This is a genomic window from Scandinavium sp. (assembly GCF_051650185.1).
Classification (GTDB): domain Bacteria; phylum Pseudomonadota; class Gammaproteobacteria; order Enterobacterales; family Enterobacteriaceae; genus Scandinavium.
The window spans coordinates 18,663-35,789 of sequence record NZ_JBOFIN010000013.1; the positions used below are offsets into that span (position 1 = coordinate 18,663).

The 17,127-nt window shown below is 55.5% G+C and carries 18 protein-coding genes; 15 read left to right on the forward strand and 3 right to left on the reverse strand.

Features of this window, described 5'->3' with window-relative positions:
* The first annotated feature begins 60 nt into the window (after positions 1-60).
* On the forward strand, positions 61-960 hold the full coding sequence (locus tag ACRCWW_RS01435) for a carboxylate/amino acid/amine transporter (protein ID WP_438680797.1): 900 nt from the start codon (positions 61-63) through the stop codon (positions 958-960).
* Here ACRCWW_RS01435 and metR read toward each other — a convergent pair.
* Positions 848-1,801, reverse strand: coding sequence for an HTH-type transcriptional regulator MetR (gene metR, locus ACRCWW_RS01440; RefSeq protein WP_438680798.1), 954 nt, complete (start codon positions 1,799-1,801; stop codon positions 848-850). The genes ACRCWW_RS01435 and metR overlap by 113 nt on opposite strands.
* 116 nt (positions 1,802-1,917) lie before the next feature.
* Between metR and metE the strand changes: the two genes are divergently transcribed.
* A complete protein-coding gene (metE, locus tag ACRCWW_RS01445) occupies positions 1,918-4,179 on the forward strand; it encodes a 5-methyltetrahydropteroyltriglutamate--homocysteine S-methyltransferase (RefSeq protein WP_438680799.1) in 2,262 nt (753 codons plus the stop codon).
* Positions 4,180-4,297: 118 nt separating this feature from the next.
* On the opposite strand, the gene ACRCWW_RS01450 is transcribed toward metE, so the two are convergent.
* Positions 4,298-5,104, reverse strand: coding sequence for a dienelactone hydrolase family protein (locus tag ACRCWW_RS01450; RefSeq protein WP_438680800.1), 807 nt, complete (start codon positions 5,102-5,104; stop codon positions 4,298-4,300).
* Between the two features lie 255 nt (positions 5,105-5,359).
* On the opposite strand from ACRCWW_RS01450, the gene udp reads away from it, so the two are divergent.
* The 11 genes from udp (at position 5,360) to tatD (ending at position 14,076) form a co-directional block, all read left to right on the forward strand.
* Entirely contained in the window at positions 5,360-6,121 is a 762-nt protein-coding gene (gene udp / locus ACRCWW_RS01455) for a uridine phosphorylase (protein WP_330985906.1), read from the forward strand.
* A 126-nt stretch (positions 6,122-6,247) separates the two neighbouring features.
* Positions 6,248-6,553, forward strand: coding sequence for a type II toxin-antitoxin system MqsR family toxin (locus ACRCWW_RS01460; RefSeq protein WP_438680801.1), 306 nt, complete (start codon positions 6,248-6,250; stop codon positions 6,551-6,553).
* 1 nt (position 6,554) lies between these two features.
* Positions 6,555-6,956 carry a type II TA system antitoxin MqsA family protein gene (locus ACRCWW_RS01465; RefSeq protein ID WP_438680802.1) on the forward strand — a complete coding sequence of 134 codons (402 nt, stop codon included), beginning with the start codon at positions 6,555-6,557 and terminating at the stop codon, positions 6,954-6,956.
* Between the two features lie 98 nt (positions 6,957-7,054).
* On the forward strand, positions 7,055-8,506 hold the full coding sequence (gene rmuC / locus ACRCWW_RS01470) for a DNA recombination protein RmuC (RefSeq protein ID WP_438680803.1): 1,452 nt from the start codon (positions 7,055-7,057) through the stop codon (positions 8,504-8,506).
* Between the two features lie 67 nt (positions 8,507-8,573).
* Positions 8,574-9,329: a bifunctional demethylmenaquinone methyltransferase/2-methoxy-6-polyprenyl-1,4-benzoquinol methylase UbiE gene (ubiE, locus tag ACRCWW_RS01475; RefSeq protein WP_438680804.1), complete on the forward strand. Its 756-nt coding sequence runs from the start codon at positions 8,574-8,576 to the stop codon at positions 9,327-9,329.
* 11 nt (positions 9,330-9,340) lie between these two features.
* Entirely contained in the window at positions 9,341-9,946 is a 606-nt protein-coding gene (ubiJ, locus tag ACRCWW_RS01480) for a ubiquinone biosynthesis protein UbiJ (protein ID WP_438680805.1), read from the forward strand.
* Complete coding sequence (gene ubiB / locus ACRCWW_RS01485) at positions 9,943-11,583, forward strand: ubiquinone biosynthesis regulatory protein kinase UbiB (protein WP_438680806.1); 1,641 nt, start codon at positions 9,943-9,945, stop codon at positions 11,581-11,583. Before ubiJ ends, ubiB begins: the two co-directional genes overlap by 4 nt.
* Positions 11,584-11,659: 76 nt before the next feature.
* Positions 11,660-11,923 (forward strand): Sec-independent protein translocase subunit TatA, encoded by a 264-nt coding sequence (gene tatA, locus ACRCWW_RS01490; protein WP_438680807.1) that lies wholly within the window; start codon positions 11,660-11,662, stop codon positions 11,921-11,923.
* Between the two features lie 3 nt (positions 11,924-11,926).
* On the forward strand, positions 11,927-12,472 hold the full coding sequence (tatB, locus tag ACRCWW_RS01495) for a Sec-independent protein translocase protein TatB (RefSeq protein ID WP_438680808.1): 546 nt from the start codon (positions 11,927-11,929) through the stop codon (positions 12,470-12,472).
* Positions 12,473-12,474: 2 nt separating this feature from the next.
* Positions 12,475-13,254, forward strand: a complete 780-nt coding sequence (tatC, locus tag ACRCWW_RS01500; RefSeq protein ID WP_438680809.1) for a Sec-independent protein translocase subunit TatC — start codon at positions 12,475-12,477, stop codon at positions 13,252-13,254.
* A 27-nt stretch (positions 13,255-13,281) separates the two neighbouring features.
* Entirely contained in the window at positions 13,282-14,076 is a 795-nt protein-coding gene (gene tatD / locus ACRCWW_RS01505; RefSeq protein ID WP_438680810.1) for a 3'-5' ssDNA/RNA exonuclease TatD, read from the forward strand.
* Positions 14,077-14,078: 2 nt separating this feature from the next.
* Here the strand turns inward: tatD and rfaH are convergent, their stop codons facing one another.
* Entirely contained in the window at positions 14,079-14,567 is a 489-nt protein-coding gene (gene rfaH / locus ACRCWW_RS01510; RefSeq protein WP_438680811.1) for a transcription/translation regulatory transformer protein RfaH, read from the reverse strand.
* Positions 14,568-14,728: 161 nt separating this feature from the next.
* Between rfaH and ubiD the strand changes: the two genes are divergently transcribed.
* On the forward strand, positions 14,729-16,225 hold the full coding sequence (ubiD, locus tag ACRCWW_RS01515) for a 4-hydroxy-3-polyprenylbenzoate decarboxylase (RefSeq protein WP_438680812.1): 1,497 nt from the start codon (positions 14,729-14,731) through the stop codon (positions 16,223-16,225).
* 41 nt (positions 16,226-16,266) lie between these two features.
* Positions 16,267-16,968, forward strand: coding sequence for an NAD(P)H-flavin reductase (gene fre, locus ACRCWW_RS01520; RefSeq protein ID WP_438680813.1), 702 nt, complete (start codon positions 16,267-16,269; stop codon positions 16,966-16,968).
* Positions 16,969-17,127 lie beyond the last annotated feature (159 nt).

Consider the following 17,127-nt stretch of genomic DNA (forward strand, 5'->3'; position numbering starts at 1 on the left):
TCAGTTGTCAACCAGAGACTCCGCTACAATGACCGCTTACCTTTCTGAGAGACTTTCATCGTGGCATTACTGATTATCACCACCGTGCTGTGGGCGTTTTCCTTCAGCCTGATCGGCGAGTATCTGGCGGGCAGCGTCGACAGCTACTTTTCCGTGCTGATGCGTGTCGGCCTTGCCGCCCTGGTTTTCCTGCCGTTCCTGCGGGCGCGCAACCAGTCGCTGCGCGTAGTGCTGATGTACATGCTGGTGGGCGCATTGCAGCTTGGCATCATGTATCTGCTGGCGTTCCGCGCCTATCTGTACCTGACGGTGTCTGAATTCCTGCTCTTCACCGTACTGACGCCGCTCTACATCACCTTGATTTACGATTTGATGAGCAAGCGCCGCCTGCGCTGGGGCTATCTGCTGAGCGCAGGCCTCGCGGTAATTGGCGCGGCGATTATTCGCTACGACCATATCAGCCCGCACTTCTGGACGGGCCTGCTGCTGGTTCAGCTTTCCAACCTCAGCTTTGCCATTGGGATGGTGGGCTATAAGCGCCTGATGGAGATCCACCCGATGCCGCAGCACAATGCGTTCGCCTGGTTCTATATGGGGGCGTTTCTGGTGGCTGTGGTAGCGTGGTTTATGCTCGGCAATCCGCAGAAGCTGCCGACCACCACGTTACAGTGGGGAATCCTGGTGTGGCTTGGCGTGGTGGCTTCCGGGCTGGGTTACTTCATGTGGAACTACGGGGCAACGCAGGTGGACGCCGGGACGCTCGGCATCATGAACAACATGCACGTGCCAGCCGGGCTGCTGGTGAATCTTGCCATCTGGCAACAGCAGCCGCACTGGCCGAGCTTTATCACAGGGGCGCTGGTGATTGTGGCTTCACTGTGGGTCCATCGCCGTTGGGTCGCTCCGCGTTCCTCACAAACGGCAGATGATCGCAGGCGTGGTTCCGCGCTGAGCGAATAAACGCTTCTGTGACGGGTTGACGCTGCTCGCCATCGCGCACGGCGGCGTACAGCCGGCTCCACAGGCCTTCGCCCAGGGTTTTGGTCACCACCAGACCCTGGCGTTCAAAACTCTCCACCACCCAGTGCGGCAGGGCCGCAATACCCATTCTGGCCGCCACCATCTGAATCAACAGCAGCGTGTTATCGACGCTTTTCAGCGACGGGCTGACGCCAGCTGGTTGCAGGAAGTGCCGCCAGATATCCAGCCGTTGACGCTGCACCGGATAAATCAGCAGGGTTTCGCTGGCGATATCTTCCGGCGTAATACGCGCGCGCGCCGCCAGCGGATGTTCCGGAGCCAACACCAGACGCACTTCATAATCAAACATCGGCGAATAGTGCAGACCGCTGCGCGGCAGAATGTCCGAGGTCAGCACGATATCCAGCTCGCCCTGCTGCAACGCAGGCTGCGGGTCAAAGGTGACGCCGGATTTGAAATCCATCTCCACCTGCGGCCAGCTCGCGCGGAAGTTTTCCAGCGCGGGGGTCAGCCACTGAATACAGCTGTGGCACTCGATGGCGAGACGCAGGGTGGTTTGCTGCGGCTCATTGCACGCCTGCAGAGCACGGCTGATCTGTGGCAGCACCTGATTCGCCAGCTGCAACAGAATTTCGCCCTGCGGCGTAAACCGCAGCGGCTGGCTTTTACGCACAAACAGCCGAAAGCCAAGGCGCTGCTCCAGATCGCTGAACTGGTGAGAAAGCGCAGATTGCGTCTGGTGCAGCATCGCCGCCGCTGCCGCAAGCGAGCCGCTGTTCCGCAACGCTTGCAGCGTTTTCAGGTGTTTAATTTCGATCATGAAAGTCCTTCACTTCGGCATGAAAATGTTGCGCTTGTGGATCATACAGTAACCGCCAATTATGGATGTGTAAACATCTGGATGGCTAAATAACGAATTCCCTGAGAGGCAACAACATGACAATCAAGAACCACACCCTCGGATTTCCTCGCGTTGGCCTGCGCCGCGAGCTGAAAAAAGCACAAGAAAGCTACTGGGCGGGTAACGCCACCCGTGAGGAATTGCTGGCAGTTGGCCGCGAGCTGCGCGCTCGTCACTGGCAACAGCAGAAAGAGGCCGGAGTGGATTTGCTGCCCGTGGGCGACTTCGCCTGGTACGACCATGTTCTGACGACCAGCCTGCTGCTCGGCAACGTTCCGGCTCGTCATCAGAACAAAGATGGCTCGGTTGATATCGACACCTTGTTCCGCATTGGCCGTGGCCGTGCGCCAACGGGTGAGCCTGCGGCAGCGGCGGAAATGACCAAATGGTTTAACACCAACTATCACTACATGGTGCCGGAATTTACCCAGGGCCAGCAGTTCAGACTGACCTGGACGCAGCTGCTCGACGAAGTGGACGAAGCGCTGGCGCTGGGCCACAAAGTCAAACCTGTGCTGCTTGGCCCGGTGTCTTACCTGTGGCTGGGTAAAGTGAAAGGTGAGCAATTTGACCGCCTGAGCCTGCTGAATGACATCCTGCCGGTATACCAGCAAGTGCTGGCAGAGCTGGCAAAACGTGGTGTGGAGTGGGTACAAATCGACGAACCGATCCTGGTGCTGGAACTGCCGCGCCAGTGGCTGGACGCTTTCAAGCCTGCTTATGACGCGCTTCAGGGACAAACCAAACTGCTGCTGACGACCTATTTTGAAGGCGTCACGCCGAACCTGGATACCATCACTGCGCTGCCTGTTCAGGGTCTGCATGTGGATTTAGTGCACGGTAAAGACGATGTGGCGGAGCTGCATAAACGTCTGCCTGCTGACTGGCTGCTCTCCGCCGGGCTGGTGAACGGACGTAACGTCTGGCGTGCCGATCTGACTGAGAAATACGCGCAAATTAAAGACGTCGCCGGTAAACGTGAGTTGTGGGTCGCGTCTTCGTGCTCGCTGTTGCACAGCCCAATCGATCTGAGCGTCGAAACGCGTCTTGATGCCGAAGTGAAGAGCTGGTTTGCCTTCGCCCTGCAAAAATGTGAAGAGCTGGCGCTGCTGCGTGATGCGCTGAACAGCGGCGACACCAAAGCGATTGCCGAATGGAGCGCGCCTATTCAGGCTCGTCGCCACTCAAGCCGTGTTCACAATGCCGCTGTAGAAAAACGTCTGGCTGCAATCACCGCGAAAGACAGCGAGCGTAATCGCCCTTATGCGGAGCGTGCCGAAGCACAGCGTGCTCGCTTCCAGCTGCCAGCGTGGCCGACTACCACCATCGGTTCTTTCCCGCAGACCACCGAAATTCGCGGCCTGCGCCTGGACTTCAAAAAAGGGGCGCTGGACGCCAACAACTACCGCACCGGGATCGCCGAACACATCAAACAGGCGATTGTGGAGCAGGAGCGTCTGGGCCTCGACGTGTTGGTCCACGGTGAAGCAGAGCGTAACGACATGGTGGAATACTTCGGCGAGCACCTCGACGGCTTCGTCTTCACCCAAAACGGCTGGGTACAGAGCTACGGCTCCCGCTGCGTGAAGCCGCCAGTGGTTATCGGCGACATCAGCCGCCCGGAAGCGATCACCGTGGAGTGGGCGAAGTACGCGCAGTCTCTGACCGACAAACCGGTAAAAGGCATGCTGACAGGCCCGGTGACGATCCTGTGCTGGTCTTTCCCGCGCGAAGACGTCTCCCGCGAAACCATCGCCAAACAGATTGCCCTGGCGCTGCGTGATGAAGTGGCCGATCTGGAAGCCGCAGGCATTGGCATCATTCAGATTGATGAACCCGCTCTGCGTGAAGGGTTGCCGCTGCGTCAAAGTGACTGGGAAGCGTATCTGGCCTGGGGCGTGGAAGCTTTCCGTATTAACGCCGCCGTCGCGAAAGATGAAACGCAGATCCACACCCACATGTGTTACTGCGAGTTCAACGACATCATGGATTCCATCGCCGCGCTGGATGCCGACGTGATCACCATTGAAACCTCACGTTCTGACATGGAGCTGCTGGAGTCGTTCGAAGAGTTCGATTACCCGAACGAAATCGGACCGGGCGTGTACGATATTCACTCCCCGAACGTGCCAAGCGTGGAATGGATTGAAGCCCTGCTGCAAAAAGCCGCACAGCGCATTCCGGCAGAACGCCTGTGGGTGAACCCAGACTGCGGCCTGAAAACCCGCGGCTGGCCAGAAACCCGCGCCGCACTGGCGAATATGGTGAAGGCTGCGCAGAATTTGCGTCAGGCTTGATTAAGTGATTGCCCGGTCAGGCTTGAGCTGAGCCGGGCCTGGAAGGCATGAAAACTGTAGGCCCGGTAAGGCGAAAGCCGCCACCGGGCTTTTCTGATGTTAATCTTCAGAAATGTGCTTACCCTTTCTTCCCGCCGTACTGCTTAAACCACGTCAGCATTCTCTCCCAGCCATCTTTGGCTGACTCTTCGTGATAGCTCGGGCGATAGTCGGCGTTGAAAGCGTGCCCAGCCTCCGGGTAAACGATGATTTCTGCTTTGGCATTGGCGGCGCGCAGGGCCTGGCGCATCGTTTCCACGCTCTCGAGTGAAATGCCTGTGTCTTCTCCGCCATACAGGCCAAGCACTGGCGCGGTGAGGTCGGTAGCCACATCGACAGGGTGTTTCGGCGAGTTCAGCGATTTCTCGCCCACCAGTTTGCCGTACCACGCCACGGCCGCTTTTAGCTGTGGATTGTGTGCGGCATACAGCCAGGCGATGCGTCCTCCCCAGCAGAAACCGGTTACCAACAGACGATTCGCATCGCCGCCATTGCGGGAAGCCCAGCTAGCGACGTGATCGAGGTCGGCCAGCACCTGTGCATCAGGGACTTTTGAAACCAGGCCGCTGAACAGGGTTGGGATATCAGCATAATCATTCGGGTCGCCCTGACGGAAATAGAGTTCCGGCGCAATTGCCAGATAGCCTTCGTTCGCCAGGCGGCGGCACAAGTCGCGAATGTGTTCGTGCACGCCAAAAATTTCCTGAACCACAATCACCACCGGCAGCGGGCCGTCGGCATTTTTAGGGCGGGCGTGATAAGCGGGCATGTTTTCGCCCTGAGACGGAATGGACGTTTCTCCCGCCACGATAGCCTCATCCGAGGTGTGAACAATGGTCGAGGCATGGGGGACAGCAGCAGGTGCAAAGCCGATCTTTTCAGTCATGGCATTCTCCGTACCAATGATTAGCGCAAAGATAAATATAGTCCGCAGGTTAACAATTCACAGTGCCAGAAAACGGCTATCTTATGTGCAGTAGCGAATACTGCTGCTTGTTAATGTGATGTAAATCACTTTTCAAGAGAAATTCAATGCAAACATATTCATTCAGAGTGATGGCTGTCACTAAAATCAATCTGTAGCTTCGGTAAAGTACGTTTTTGCTTCTGCTGATAATTCTGCCCAGAGAGGAGTTTTACTATGTCTAAGTCTGATGTTTTTCATCTCGGTCTCACCAAAAGCGATCTGCAAGGGGCGACGCTCGCTATCGTCCCGGGCGATCCGGAGCGTGTGGAAAAGATCGCTGCGCTGATGGACAAGCCGGTCAAGCTGGCATCGCATCGTGAATTCACCTCCTGGCGTGCAGAGCTGGATGGCAAACCAGTTATCGTTTGCTCAACCGGTATCGGTGGCCCGTCAACGTCTATCGCGGTAGAAGAACTGGCGCAGCTCGGCATTCGTACTTTCCTGCGCGTGGGCACCACTGGCGCTATTCAGCCAAACATTAATGTCGGCGACGTGCTGGTCACGACCGCATCCGTGCGTCTTGATGGCGCGAGCCTGCACTTTGCTCCGATGGAGTATCCTGCTGTGGCTGATTTCGCCTGTACCACTGCGCTGGTTGAAGCGGCGAAAGCTGTTGGCGCAACCACTCACATCGGCGTCACCGCGTCTTCTGATACTTTCTATCCGGGTCAGGAACGTTATGACACCTTCTCTGGCCGTGTGGTTAGCCGCTACAAAGGCTCCATGGAAGAGTGGCAGTCAATGGGCGTGATGAACTACGAAATGGAATCTGCCACCCTGCTGACCATGTGTTCCAGCCAGGGCCTGCGTGCGGGGATGGTAGCGGGCGTCATCGTGAACCGTACCCAGCAAGAAATTCCGAATGCAGAAACCATGAAAAAGACCGAAAGCCACGCGGTGAAAATCGTGGTGGAAGCGGCTCGCCGCCTGCTGTAGTTCATCTCTTTTCATTTCTTCGAGAAGCCTCGCAAATTGCGGGGCTTTTTTCGTTTCTGCATCCTTGCTTAGCGAAAGAAGTCAGCATTAACCTGTTTGCTAAATAAACCTTTTAGGTTAATACTGATGGAAAAAGGAACTCCCCATACCCGGCTGCACATCATCAAACAAAAAGTGCGTGAAGGGAAAGTCAGGGCGACAGCAAGTGCTTATGAAGGAGCGGACGACCTCGGCTTTGCAGAGCCGCTCCTCCCAAAACTCTGTGCCATTGTGCTGGCGCTGAAACCCGGTGATTTTTATAAAAGCATGACGGCTTATCGCGATCACACGCTCTGGCACGAAGTTTATCGACCTGTCTGCCAGGGCCAGAGGATCTATCTCAAGCTTATCGTGCAGGATGACGTCCTCATCGTCTCATTTAAGGAGCGCTGATATGAAATGTCCGGTTTGTGGTGGCGCGGAACTGAAACACGAAACCCGTGATGTTGTCCGCGAGTACAAAGATCAGAAAACCACGATTTATGGCCTGACGGGCGATTTCTGCGATGCCTGTGGAGAAATCCTTCTTACTGGCGAGCAGGGGGATAAGTACGCCCGCCATTTGCGCTCTTTCAAGAAAGTGGTTAACAGCAATGAAGTTGACCCTGCTTTCATTGCTTCTGTCCGTAAGAAGCTGAATCTTGATCAACGAGAAGCGGCAGAAATTTTTGGCGGGGGTGTTAATGCGTTTAGCCGCTATGAAACGGGAAAGGTGGCTCCGCCTCGTCCTCTGGTGCTGTTGTTTAAAGTCATCGATAAACATCCAGAGCTTTTTGAAGAGCTAAAAAGTGCCTGATGTTTTACACCCCTACTCGCAGGAAATGCCTTTCCAACTGGACGTTTATACAGCACAATTCTATGTTGTGCCGGTAAGTCGTTGACGCAGGGGGAGCGGTGGACATTTCAATTATCATAAGCGCAGTGGTCGCACTGCTGGTCGGGGGTATTTTTGGCTGGCTGGCCACCAAATCTCATGCCGACAGGCTGCGGGCGGATTTTCTGGAAGATCGCCACGATCTCGATATCGAACTCAGCGCGGCGAAGCAGCAGCTGGCGCAGAACGCCCACTGGCGCGAGGAATGCGAACTGCTGAACAATGAATTGCGCAGCCTGCGTGATATTAACGCTTCCTTAGAGGCCGATCTGCGCGAAGTCACCACGCGTCTGGAATCCTCGCAGCTGCATGCCGAAGACAAAATCCGTCAGATGGTGAACAGCGAGCAGCGCCTGAGCGAGCAGTTTGAAAACCTCGCCAACCGTATTTTCGAACACAGTAATCGTCGGGTTGATGAGCAGAATCGCCAGAGCCTGCATGGCCTGCTAACGCCGCTGCGTGAGCAACTTGATGGCTTTCGCCGTCAGGTTCAGGACAGCTTCGGTAAAGAAGCGCAGGAACGCCATACGCTGGCCCATGAAATTCGCAATCTCCAGCAGTTGAATGCGCAGATGGCGCAGGAGGCGGTCAACCTCACCAAAGCACTGAAAGGCGACAATAAAACGCAGGGTAACTGGGGCGAAGTGGTGCTGACGCGGGTGCTGGAAGCGTCAGGGTTGCGCGAAGGCTATGAGTATCAGACGCAGGTCAGCATCGAAACCGAAGCCCGTGCTCGCCTACAGCCGGATGTGATTGTTCGTTTGCCACAGGGTAAAGACGTGGTGATCGACGCCAAAATGACGCTGGTGGCGTACGAGCGTTACTTTAACGCCGACGATGACTACACCCGCGAAGCCGCGCTCACGGAACATATTGCCTCTCTGCGCAACCATATTCGCCTGCTCGGGCGCAAAGATTACCAACAGCTGCCGGGCTTGCGATCTCTCGATTACGTGCTGATGTTTATTCCGGTCGAGCCTGCTTTCCTTCTGGCCCTCGACAGGCAGCCCGAGCTTATCACCGAAGCGTTGAAAAACAACATCATGCTGGTAAGCCCAACCACGCTGCTGGTGGCGCTGCGAACCATCGCCAACCTCTGGCGCTACGAGCATCAGAGCCGCAACGCCCAGCAGATTGCCGACAGAGCGAGCCGTCTGTACGACAAAATGCGTTTGTTTGTGGATGATATGTCCGCCATCGGGCAAGGGCTTAATAAAGCACAGGACAACTACCGCCAGGCAATGAAAAAGCTAACGTCCGGGCGCGGCAATCTCCTGGCGCAAGCCGAGTCCTTCCGGGAATTGGGTGTTGAAGTGAAACGCGAGATTAATCCGGATTTAGTGGAACAGGCCACGGCGGAAGACAACACGCTTTCTGATGAGCAAACCGTTTTCAGCGACAGTGAAGACAATTTGTTAGCCCCTGAAGCCCCATCGCAAAATGAGCCGTTTCGCGTTTCTCAGCGCGGTTGAGGCATAGGGGAAACGCGCCCAATCTGTTACACTCCGGGGATTATTTTCTTCAAAGGCAGGCATTGAGATGGTTGAGGATTCACAAGAAACGACGCACTTTGGCTTCCAGACGGTCGCTAAATCGCAGAAAGAGGACATGGTGGCGCATGTATTCCATTCTGTCGCCGCTAAGTACGATGTTATGAACGACCTGATGTCGTTCGGTATCCATCGTTTGTGGAAGCGCTTCACCATCGATTGCAGCGGCGTGCGCCGTGGGCAGAAAGTGCTGGATCTGGCAGGCGGAACCGGCGACCTGACGGCGAAATTCTCCCGCCTGGTGGGCGAAACCGGCAGCGTTGTGCTGGCTGACATTAATGCCTCCATGCTGAAAATGGGCCGCGAAAAGCTGCGCAATATTGGCGTTATTGGCAACGTGGAATACGTTCAGGCCAATGCCGAAGCGCTGCCTTTCCCGGACAACACCTTTGACTGCATCACCATCTCTTTCGGCCTGCGTAACGTCACCGACAAAGACAAAGCGCTGCGCTCTATGTATCGCGTGCTGAAGCCGGGCGGACGCCTGCTGGTGCTGGAGTTCTCCAAACCGATTCTCGATCCGCTGAGCAAAGCTTACGACGCCTATTCCTTCCACGTGCTGCCGAAAGTGGGCGAAGTGGTGGCGAACGATGGCGACAGCTATCGCTATCTGGCGGAATCCATTCGCATGCACCCGGATCAGGAAACCCTGAAGGCGATGATGCAGGATGCCGGGTTTGAAAGCGTCGATTACTACAACCTGACAGCCGGTATTGTTGCGCTGCACCGCGGCTACAAGTTCTGACAGGAGAAGCCATGCCTTTTCAACCCTTAGTCACCGCGGGCATTGAAAGCGTCCTGAACACTTTTTTATGGCGCGACAGGGCGTTAAAACCTGCCCGCCAGCGTCTGCTGGGCAAAGTGCTGCGCGTGGAGTTGAAAGAGTTCACCTCGCCGCTGGTGCTGGCTTTCAGTGAGCAGCAAATTGATGTGCTGGGGGCGTGGGAAGGCGAGGCGGACTGTACTGTCACCACCCGCATCGGCGTTCTGCCACAATTGCGTAATCGCCAACAGCTGACGTCGCTGATTCGCTCCGGCGATCTCGAAGTGCAGGGCGATTTGCAGGTGGTGCAGAATTTTGTCGCACTGGCCGATTTAGCCGAGTTCGACCCTGCCGAGCTGCTTGCGCCCTACACCGGCGATATCGCTGCTGAAGGGCTGAGCAAAGTGCTGCGGGGCGGGGCGAAGTTTTTTCAACGTGGCGTACAGCGTCAGCAGAAGTACGTCGCGGAAGTGATTACCGAAGAGTGGCGAATGGCGCCGGGTCAGCTTGAAGTGGCCTGGTTTGCCGAAGAGAGCGCTGCCGTAGCGCGGGCTGTTGATGCATTGAGCAAACGGCTGGAAAAACTGGAGGGGAAATGACGCCAGGGGAATTTCGGCGCCTGTATTTTATCATCCACACCTTTTTGAGTTACGGGCTTGATGAGCTCATTCCCAAAATGCGTATCACCCTGCCGCTGCGTATCTGGCGGCGGATGTTGTTCTGGATGCCAAATCGCCACAAAGACTTGCCTTTAGGTGAACGCCTGCGCCTGGCGTTGCAGCAGCTTGGCCCGGTGTGGATCAAATTTGGCCAGATGCTTTCCACTCGCCGCGACCTTTTCCCACCACAGATTGCCGATCAGCTTGCGATGTTGCAGGACCGGGTTGCCCCTTTCGACGGCAAACTGGCGCAGGCGCAAATCGAAAAATCGATGGGGGATATTCCCGTTGAGAGCTGGTTTGATGATTTCCAGGTGGAGCCTCTGGCCTCAGCGTCTATCGCTCAGGTTCACACGGCTCGCCTGAAAGAAAACGGCAAAGAAGTCGTTATCAAGGTTATCCGCCCGGACATCCTGCCGGTTATCAAAGCGGACATGAAACTGATTTACCGACTCGCGCGCTGGGTGCCTCGTTTGTTGCCCGATGGCCGCCGCCTGCGTCCGCAGGAAGTGGTGCGTGAGTATGAAAAAACGCTACTTGATGAACTGAATTTGCTGCGCGAAGCAGCTAACGCCATTCAGCTGCGTCGCAACTTTGATGACAGCCCGATGCTTTACGTGCCGGAAGTGTATTCCGACTACTGCCGTGAAGACATGCTGGTGATGGAACGTATCTACGGCATTCCGGTGTCGGATATCGACACGCTGGAGAAGCAAAACACCAACATGAAGCTGCTGGCCGAGCGTGGCGTGCAGGTCTTCTTTACTCAGGTGTTCCGCGACAGCTTCTTCCACGCGGACATGCACCCGGGCAACATTTTTGTCAGCTATGAACATCCGGAAGATCCGAAGTATATCGGTATCGACTGCGGGATTGTCGGCTCGCTGAACAAAGACGATAAGCGCTATCTGGCCGAGAACTTTATCGCCTTCTTTAACCGCGATTATCGCAAAGTAGCTGAATTGCATGTGGATTCAGGCTGGGTGCCGTCAGATACCAATGTTGAAGAATTCGAATTCGCTATTCGCACCGTTTGCGAGCCCATTTTCGAAAAGCCGCTGGCGGAGATCTCCTTTGGTCACGTATTGTTGAATCTGTTCAACACTGCGCGCCGCTTCAATATGGAAGTGCAGCCGCAGCTGGTTTTACTCCAGAAAACACTACTTTACGTTGAGGGGGTAGGACGTCAGCTCTATCCTCAGTTAGACTTATGGAAAACAGCGAAACCTTTCCTTGAGTCATGGCTGAAAGATCAGGTCGGGCTGCCGGCGCTGGTGCGTGCGTTTAAAGAGAAAGCGCCGTTCTGGATCGAAAAAATGCCGGAAATGCCTGAACTGATTTACGACAGTTTGCGCCAGGGCAAAAGCCTTCAGCGAAGCATTGATAAAATCGCCCTCGAATTAGGAGCCCATCGTGTCCGTCAGGGGCAGTCTCGCTACCTGTTTGGCGTCGGGGCTGTGTTTATGCTGAGCGGTACGCTGTTGCTGATAACGCGCCCTGATTTCGGTTTTTATCCCGCGGGGGTGATGGCCGCAGGCGTTGTCGCCTGGTTCTTTGGCTGGCGAAAAGGCCGCTGATTTTTGCATCATTTATACGAGGGCGTGTAATCTGCACGCCAGTGGATTCATTATCATCTGACACAGAGGAACATGTATGGGTGGTATCAGTATTTGGCAGTTATTGATCGTCGTTGTCATCGTGGTTCTGCTTTTCGGGACGAAAAAGCTGAGCTCACTGGGATCTGACCTGGGTGCGTCTATCAAAGGCTTCAAGAAAGCCATGGGTGATGAAGACGACAAACAGGAGAAGAAAGACGCTTCCGCACAGGACGCTGATTTCCCGCAGAAATCCCTGTCTGAAAATCAGGATGCTGCGAAAAAAGACGACGCAAAAAGCCACGATAAAGAGCAGGTGTAATTCGTGTTCGACATTGGTTTCAGTGAGCTGATACTGGTCTTCGTGATTGGCCTGATTGTTCTCGGGCCAAAACGTTTACCTGTGGCAGTCAAAACGGTGGCAGGCTGGATCAAGGCGATTCGCTCGCTGGCCACCACCGTACAAAATGAACTGGCTCAGGAGCTGAAGCTTCAGGAGTTCCAGGACAGCCTGAAGAAAGTGGAGAAGGCGAGTCTTGGAAACCTGTCGCCTGAGTTAAAAGAGTCGATGGATGAGCTGCGTGAAGCGGCGGAGTCCATGAAGCGTTCTTATACTCAGCATGATGCCGAACGTGCCGGTGATGAAGCCAACACCATCCTTAACCCGGTGGTGAAAGGCAGCGAAGAGCAGCGTCAGGGTGTTACGCCTGTCACGGCGGAACATCAGGCCAGCGCTGAGCCGCAGGCCCCAGAAGGGGTCGCAGAGCCTGAGAAGAAACCTGAAGAAACCCCTGTTTCTGACGCGTCGGTTAAGGTGAAAGCTGCCGCGCCAGCTTCGGATCCCTCCCCAGCAAACAGCGATAAACCGTAATCATGGGCGTAGAAGAAACTCAACCGCTGATTTCGCATCTGATTGAGCTGCGTAAGCGACTCATCAACTGCATCATCGCGGTGTTCGTTATTTTTCTGGCGTTGGTCTATTTTGCCAACGACATTTACCAATTGGTCTCCGCACCGCTTATCAAGCAGATGCCCGTTGGGGCGACGATGATCGCCACCGATGTGGCTTCGCCGTTCTTTACGCCCATCAAGCTGACCTTTATGGTCTCGGTCATTCTGTCTGCGCCGGTCATTCTTTATCAGGTGTGGGCTTTTATTGCGCCTGCGCTGTATAAGCACGAACGTCGTCTGGTGGTGCCGCTGTTGGTGTCCAGTACGCTGCTGTTCTATATCGGCATGGCGTTTGCCTACTTCGTGGTGTTCCCGCTGGCGTTTGGCTTCCTGACCCACACTGCGCCGATTGGCGTGCAGGTATCGACGGATATCCGCAGCTACCTTGATTTTGTCATGGCGCTGTTTATGGCCTTCGGCGTGTCATTTGAAGTCCCTGTGGCGATTGTGCTGCTCTGCTGGGTCGGCGTCACCACGCCGGATGATTTACGCAAGAAGCGGCCGTATGTGCTGGTGGGTGCTTTCGTCGTCGGGATGCTGCTGACGCCGCCGGATGTGTTCTCGCAGACGCTGCTGGCTATCCCGATGTACTGCCTGTTTGAAGTGGGCGTGTTTTTCGCCCGGTTCTATACCGGCAAGCGACTGTCGCGCGATGAAGATGCCGCGGCGGAAGAAGACGCTGCCGCTGAAAAAGAAGAGTAATCCGCCGCCCGAAAGGGCGGTTTTACTATGGGTGTTTGTATGTTTGATATCGGTGTGAATCTCACCAGTTCCCAGTTTTCCCGTGACCGTGATGAAGTCATCGCACGTGCGTTCGCCGCAGGCGTCAGCGGCATGCTGATCACCGGCACCAATCAGGCTGAGAGCGCAGAAGCGCAAAAGCTTGCCCGACATTATCCACACTGCTGGTCCACGGCGGGCGTACATCCCCATGATGCCAGCAGCTGGACGCCGGAGGTGGCAGAGGCCATTCACCGTCTGGCGCAATTGCCTGAGGTTGTGGCCGTGGGTGAGTGCGGGCTCGATTTTAATCGCAACTTCTCTACGCCTCAGGAGCAGGAAGCCGCTTTTAGCGCCCAACTGGCGATAGCGGCAGAACTCAACATGCCCGTGTTTATGCACTGCCGTGAAGCGCACGAACGCTTTTTAGCACTGCTGAAACCCTGGCTTGGCACATTGCCTGGTGCGGTGCTTCACTGCTTTACCGGCACGCAGGATGAACTGCGAGAGTGTCTTGATCACGGCTTGTATATCGGCATTACGGGCTGGGTGTGCGATGAACGACGGGGGCTGGAACTGCGGGACATGCTGCCGTTGATCCCGGCAGAATGTCTGTTAGTCGAAACGGATGCGCCGTGGCTGTTACCACGCGATCTGTCGCCGAAACCCTCTTCGCGTCGCAACGAACCCGCGCATCTTACCCACATTCTGGAGCGTATTGCTCACTGGCGTGGGGAAGAGGTGCAGACGCTATCAGCGATAACCGACAACAATGTCAGAACGCTGTTCGGTATCGATTTTTAAGATCAGACTTTGCGAAAATCGGTGTTTTTGACACTCTGAAGGACCTGCTTATTCAGCAGATTGAGCAGCAGCATGGAGCGGGCTTCGCCGTCAGGCTCGGTGAAAATGGCCTCTAATCCTTCAAAGGCGCCTTCGGTTATCACCACGCTGTCGCCCGCATAGGGTGTTTCAGGGTCGGTGATGCCTTCCGGTTTATAAATCGAGAGCTGATGAACAACGGCAGAAGGCACGATGGCCGGCTGCGAGCCAAAGCGTACGAAATGGCTGACGCCGCGAGTCGCGTTGATGGTGGTGGTGTGAATCACTTCCGGATCGAACTCAACGAACATATAGTTGGGAAAAAGCGGTTCGTCTACCGTGGTGCGTTTACCCCGCACCATCTTTTCCAGCGCAATAGTGGGCGTCAGGCAGTTAACCGCCTGGCGTTGAAGATGTTCCTGGGCCCGCTGAAGTTGCCCACGTTTGCAGTACAGTAAATACCAGGCTTGCATAATCACTCTTTCCCGAAATTCTGCCGGAAAGCATAACAAAAGCCTGGCGCGATAGCGAAAGGGATTGTGGCTGCCCGGAAGCTTCACACTTCACGCTAATTTAACAAAACTACAGCATCCCGCCGCCGAACGCCGTATAATGAGGCGCTTACAAAGAGGCCATGACTGACCCCATGAAATACCATGATTTGCGCGATTTTCTGACATTACTCGAACAACAGGGTGAGCTTAAACGCATCACACTGCCCGTCGATCCTCATCTCGAAATCACTGAAATTGCCGATCGTACGCTGCGTGCGGGTGGCCCGGCGCTGCTGTTCGAAAACCCGAAAGGGTACGACATGCCGGTGCTGTGTAACCTGTTCGGCACGCCTAAGCGCGTGGCAATGGGGATGGGGCAGGAAGATGTCAGCGCGTTGCGTGAAGTGGGGAAACTGCTGGCCTTCCTGAAAGAGCCAGAACCGCCGAAGGGCTTCCGTGACCTCTTCGATAAGCTGCCGCAGTTCAAACAAGTGCTGAACATGCCGACCAAACGGTTGCGTAATGCGCCTTGCCAGCAAAAAGTGATGCAGGGCGACGAGGTGGATCTCAATCGTATTCCTATCATGACCTGCTGGCCGGAAGATGCTGCGCCGCTGATTACGTGGGGCCTGACGGTCACTCGCGGTCCGCACAAAGAACGCCAGAATCTGGGGATTTATCGCCAGCAGCTGATTGGCAAAAACAAGCTGATCATGCGCTGGCTGTCCCACCGTGGCGGTGCGCTGGATTTCCAGGAGTGGTGTGCGGCGCATCCGGGCGAACGTTTCCCTGTTTCTGTAGCGCTGGGCGCAGATCCTGCCACTATCCTTGGTGCAGTCACGCCCGTTCCGGATACGCTGTCTGAATACGCATTTGCAGGCCTGCTGCGCGGCACGAAAACGGAAGTCGTCAAATGTATTTCCAATGACCTCGAAGTGCCAGCCAGCGCGGAGATCGTGCTCGAAGGCTATATTGAAGCGGGTGAAATGGCACCGGAAGGGCCGTACGGCGACCACACCGGCTACTACAATGAAGTGGATAGCTTCCCGGTGTTCACCGTCACACATATCACTCAGCGTGAAAATGCGATTTACCATTCCACCTATACTGGCCGTCCACCGGATGAGCCTGCGGTGTTGGGCGTGGCGCTGAATGAAGTCTTCGTGCCGATTCTGCAAAAGCAGTTCCCGGAGATTGTCGATTTCTATCTGCCGCCGGAAGGGTGCTCTTATCGCCTGGCGGTGGTGACCATGAAAAAGCAGTACGCCGGGCACGCCAAACGCGTGATGATGGGCGTCTGGTCTTTCCTGCGTCAGTTTATGTACACCAAATTTGTGATTGTCTGCGACGATGACGTGAATGCCCGCGACTGGAATGACGTCATCTGGGCCATCACGACGCGTATGGACCCGGCCCGCGATACGGTGCTGGTAGAAAATACGCCGATTGATTATCTGGACTTTGCCTCACCGGTTTCCGGTCTGGGGTCGAAAATGGGGCTGGATGCCACCAATAAATGGCCAGGCGAAACCCAGCGTGAATGGGGACGCCCGATCAAAAAAGATCCCGAAGTGATAGCGCGTGTTGACGCCATTTGGGATGAATTGGCCATCTTTAATGACGGCAAAGGCGCCTGAGCGCCGCCGTGTTTGCCTTATAGACCCGACAGAGGGAGCTCATGACAACCTTAAGCTGTAAAGTCACCTCGGTAGATGCCATTACCGACACGGTATACCGCGTTCGTTTAGAACCCGAAGCGGCATTTTCCTTCCGCGCGGGTCAATACCTGATGGTGGTGATGGACGAGCGTGATAAACGCCCATTCTCCATGGCCTCCACGCCGGATGAGCAAGCCTTTATCGAGCTGCACATCGGGGCATCTGAGCTGAACCTGTACGCGATGGCGGTGATGGATCGCATCCTGAAAGAGCGCGAAGTGGTGGTGGATATCCCCCACGGCGATGCCTGGCTGCGTGACGACGAAACGCGTCCGATGGTGCTGATTGCAGGCGGGACAGGCTTCTCGTATGTGCGTTCTATTTTGCTAACCGCGCTGGCGCAAAACCCCGATCGCGAAATCGCCATTTACTGGGGCGGGCGCGAAGAGAAGCATTTATACGATCTGTCCGAGCTGGAAGCGCTGACCATCACTCATCCGAATCTGCGAGTTGAACCTGTCGTTGAGCAGCCGGAAGAGGGCTGGCGCGGGCGTTCTGGTACTGTGCTGACGGCTGTATTGCAGGATTACGGTACGCTGGCAGAACACGATATCTATATCGCCGGGCGTTTTGAAATGGCGAAAATTGCCCGTGACCTGTTCTGTAACGAACGTGGCGCGCGTGAAGATCGCCTGTTTGGTGATGCGTTCGCATTTATCTAATGTGCGGCCTTTGCCCCTCACCCTAACCCTCTCCCCTGTACGGTCCGGAGACATGGTAGACAGGTGTTCGGGGACATGGTGAACACTATTTAACATCCTTTACCCATGGTTATCGACCTTTTCTTCAGGTCGATAACCCCCACTTTCGTGCTGTACCAC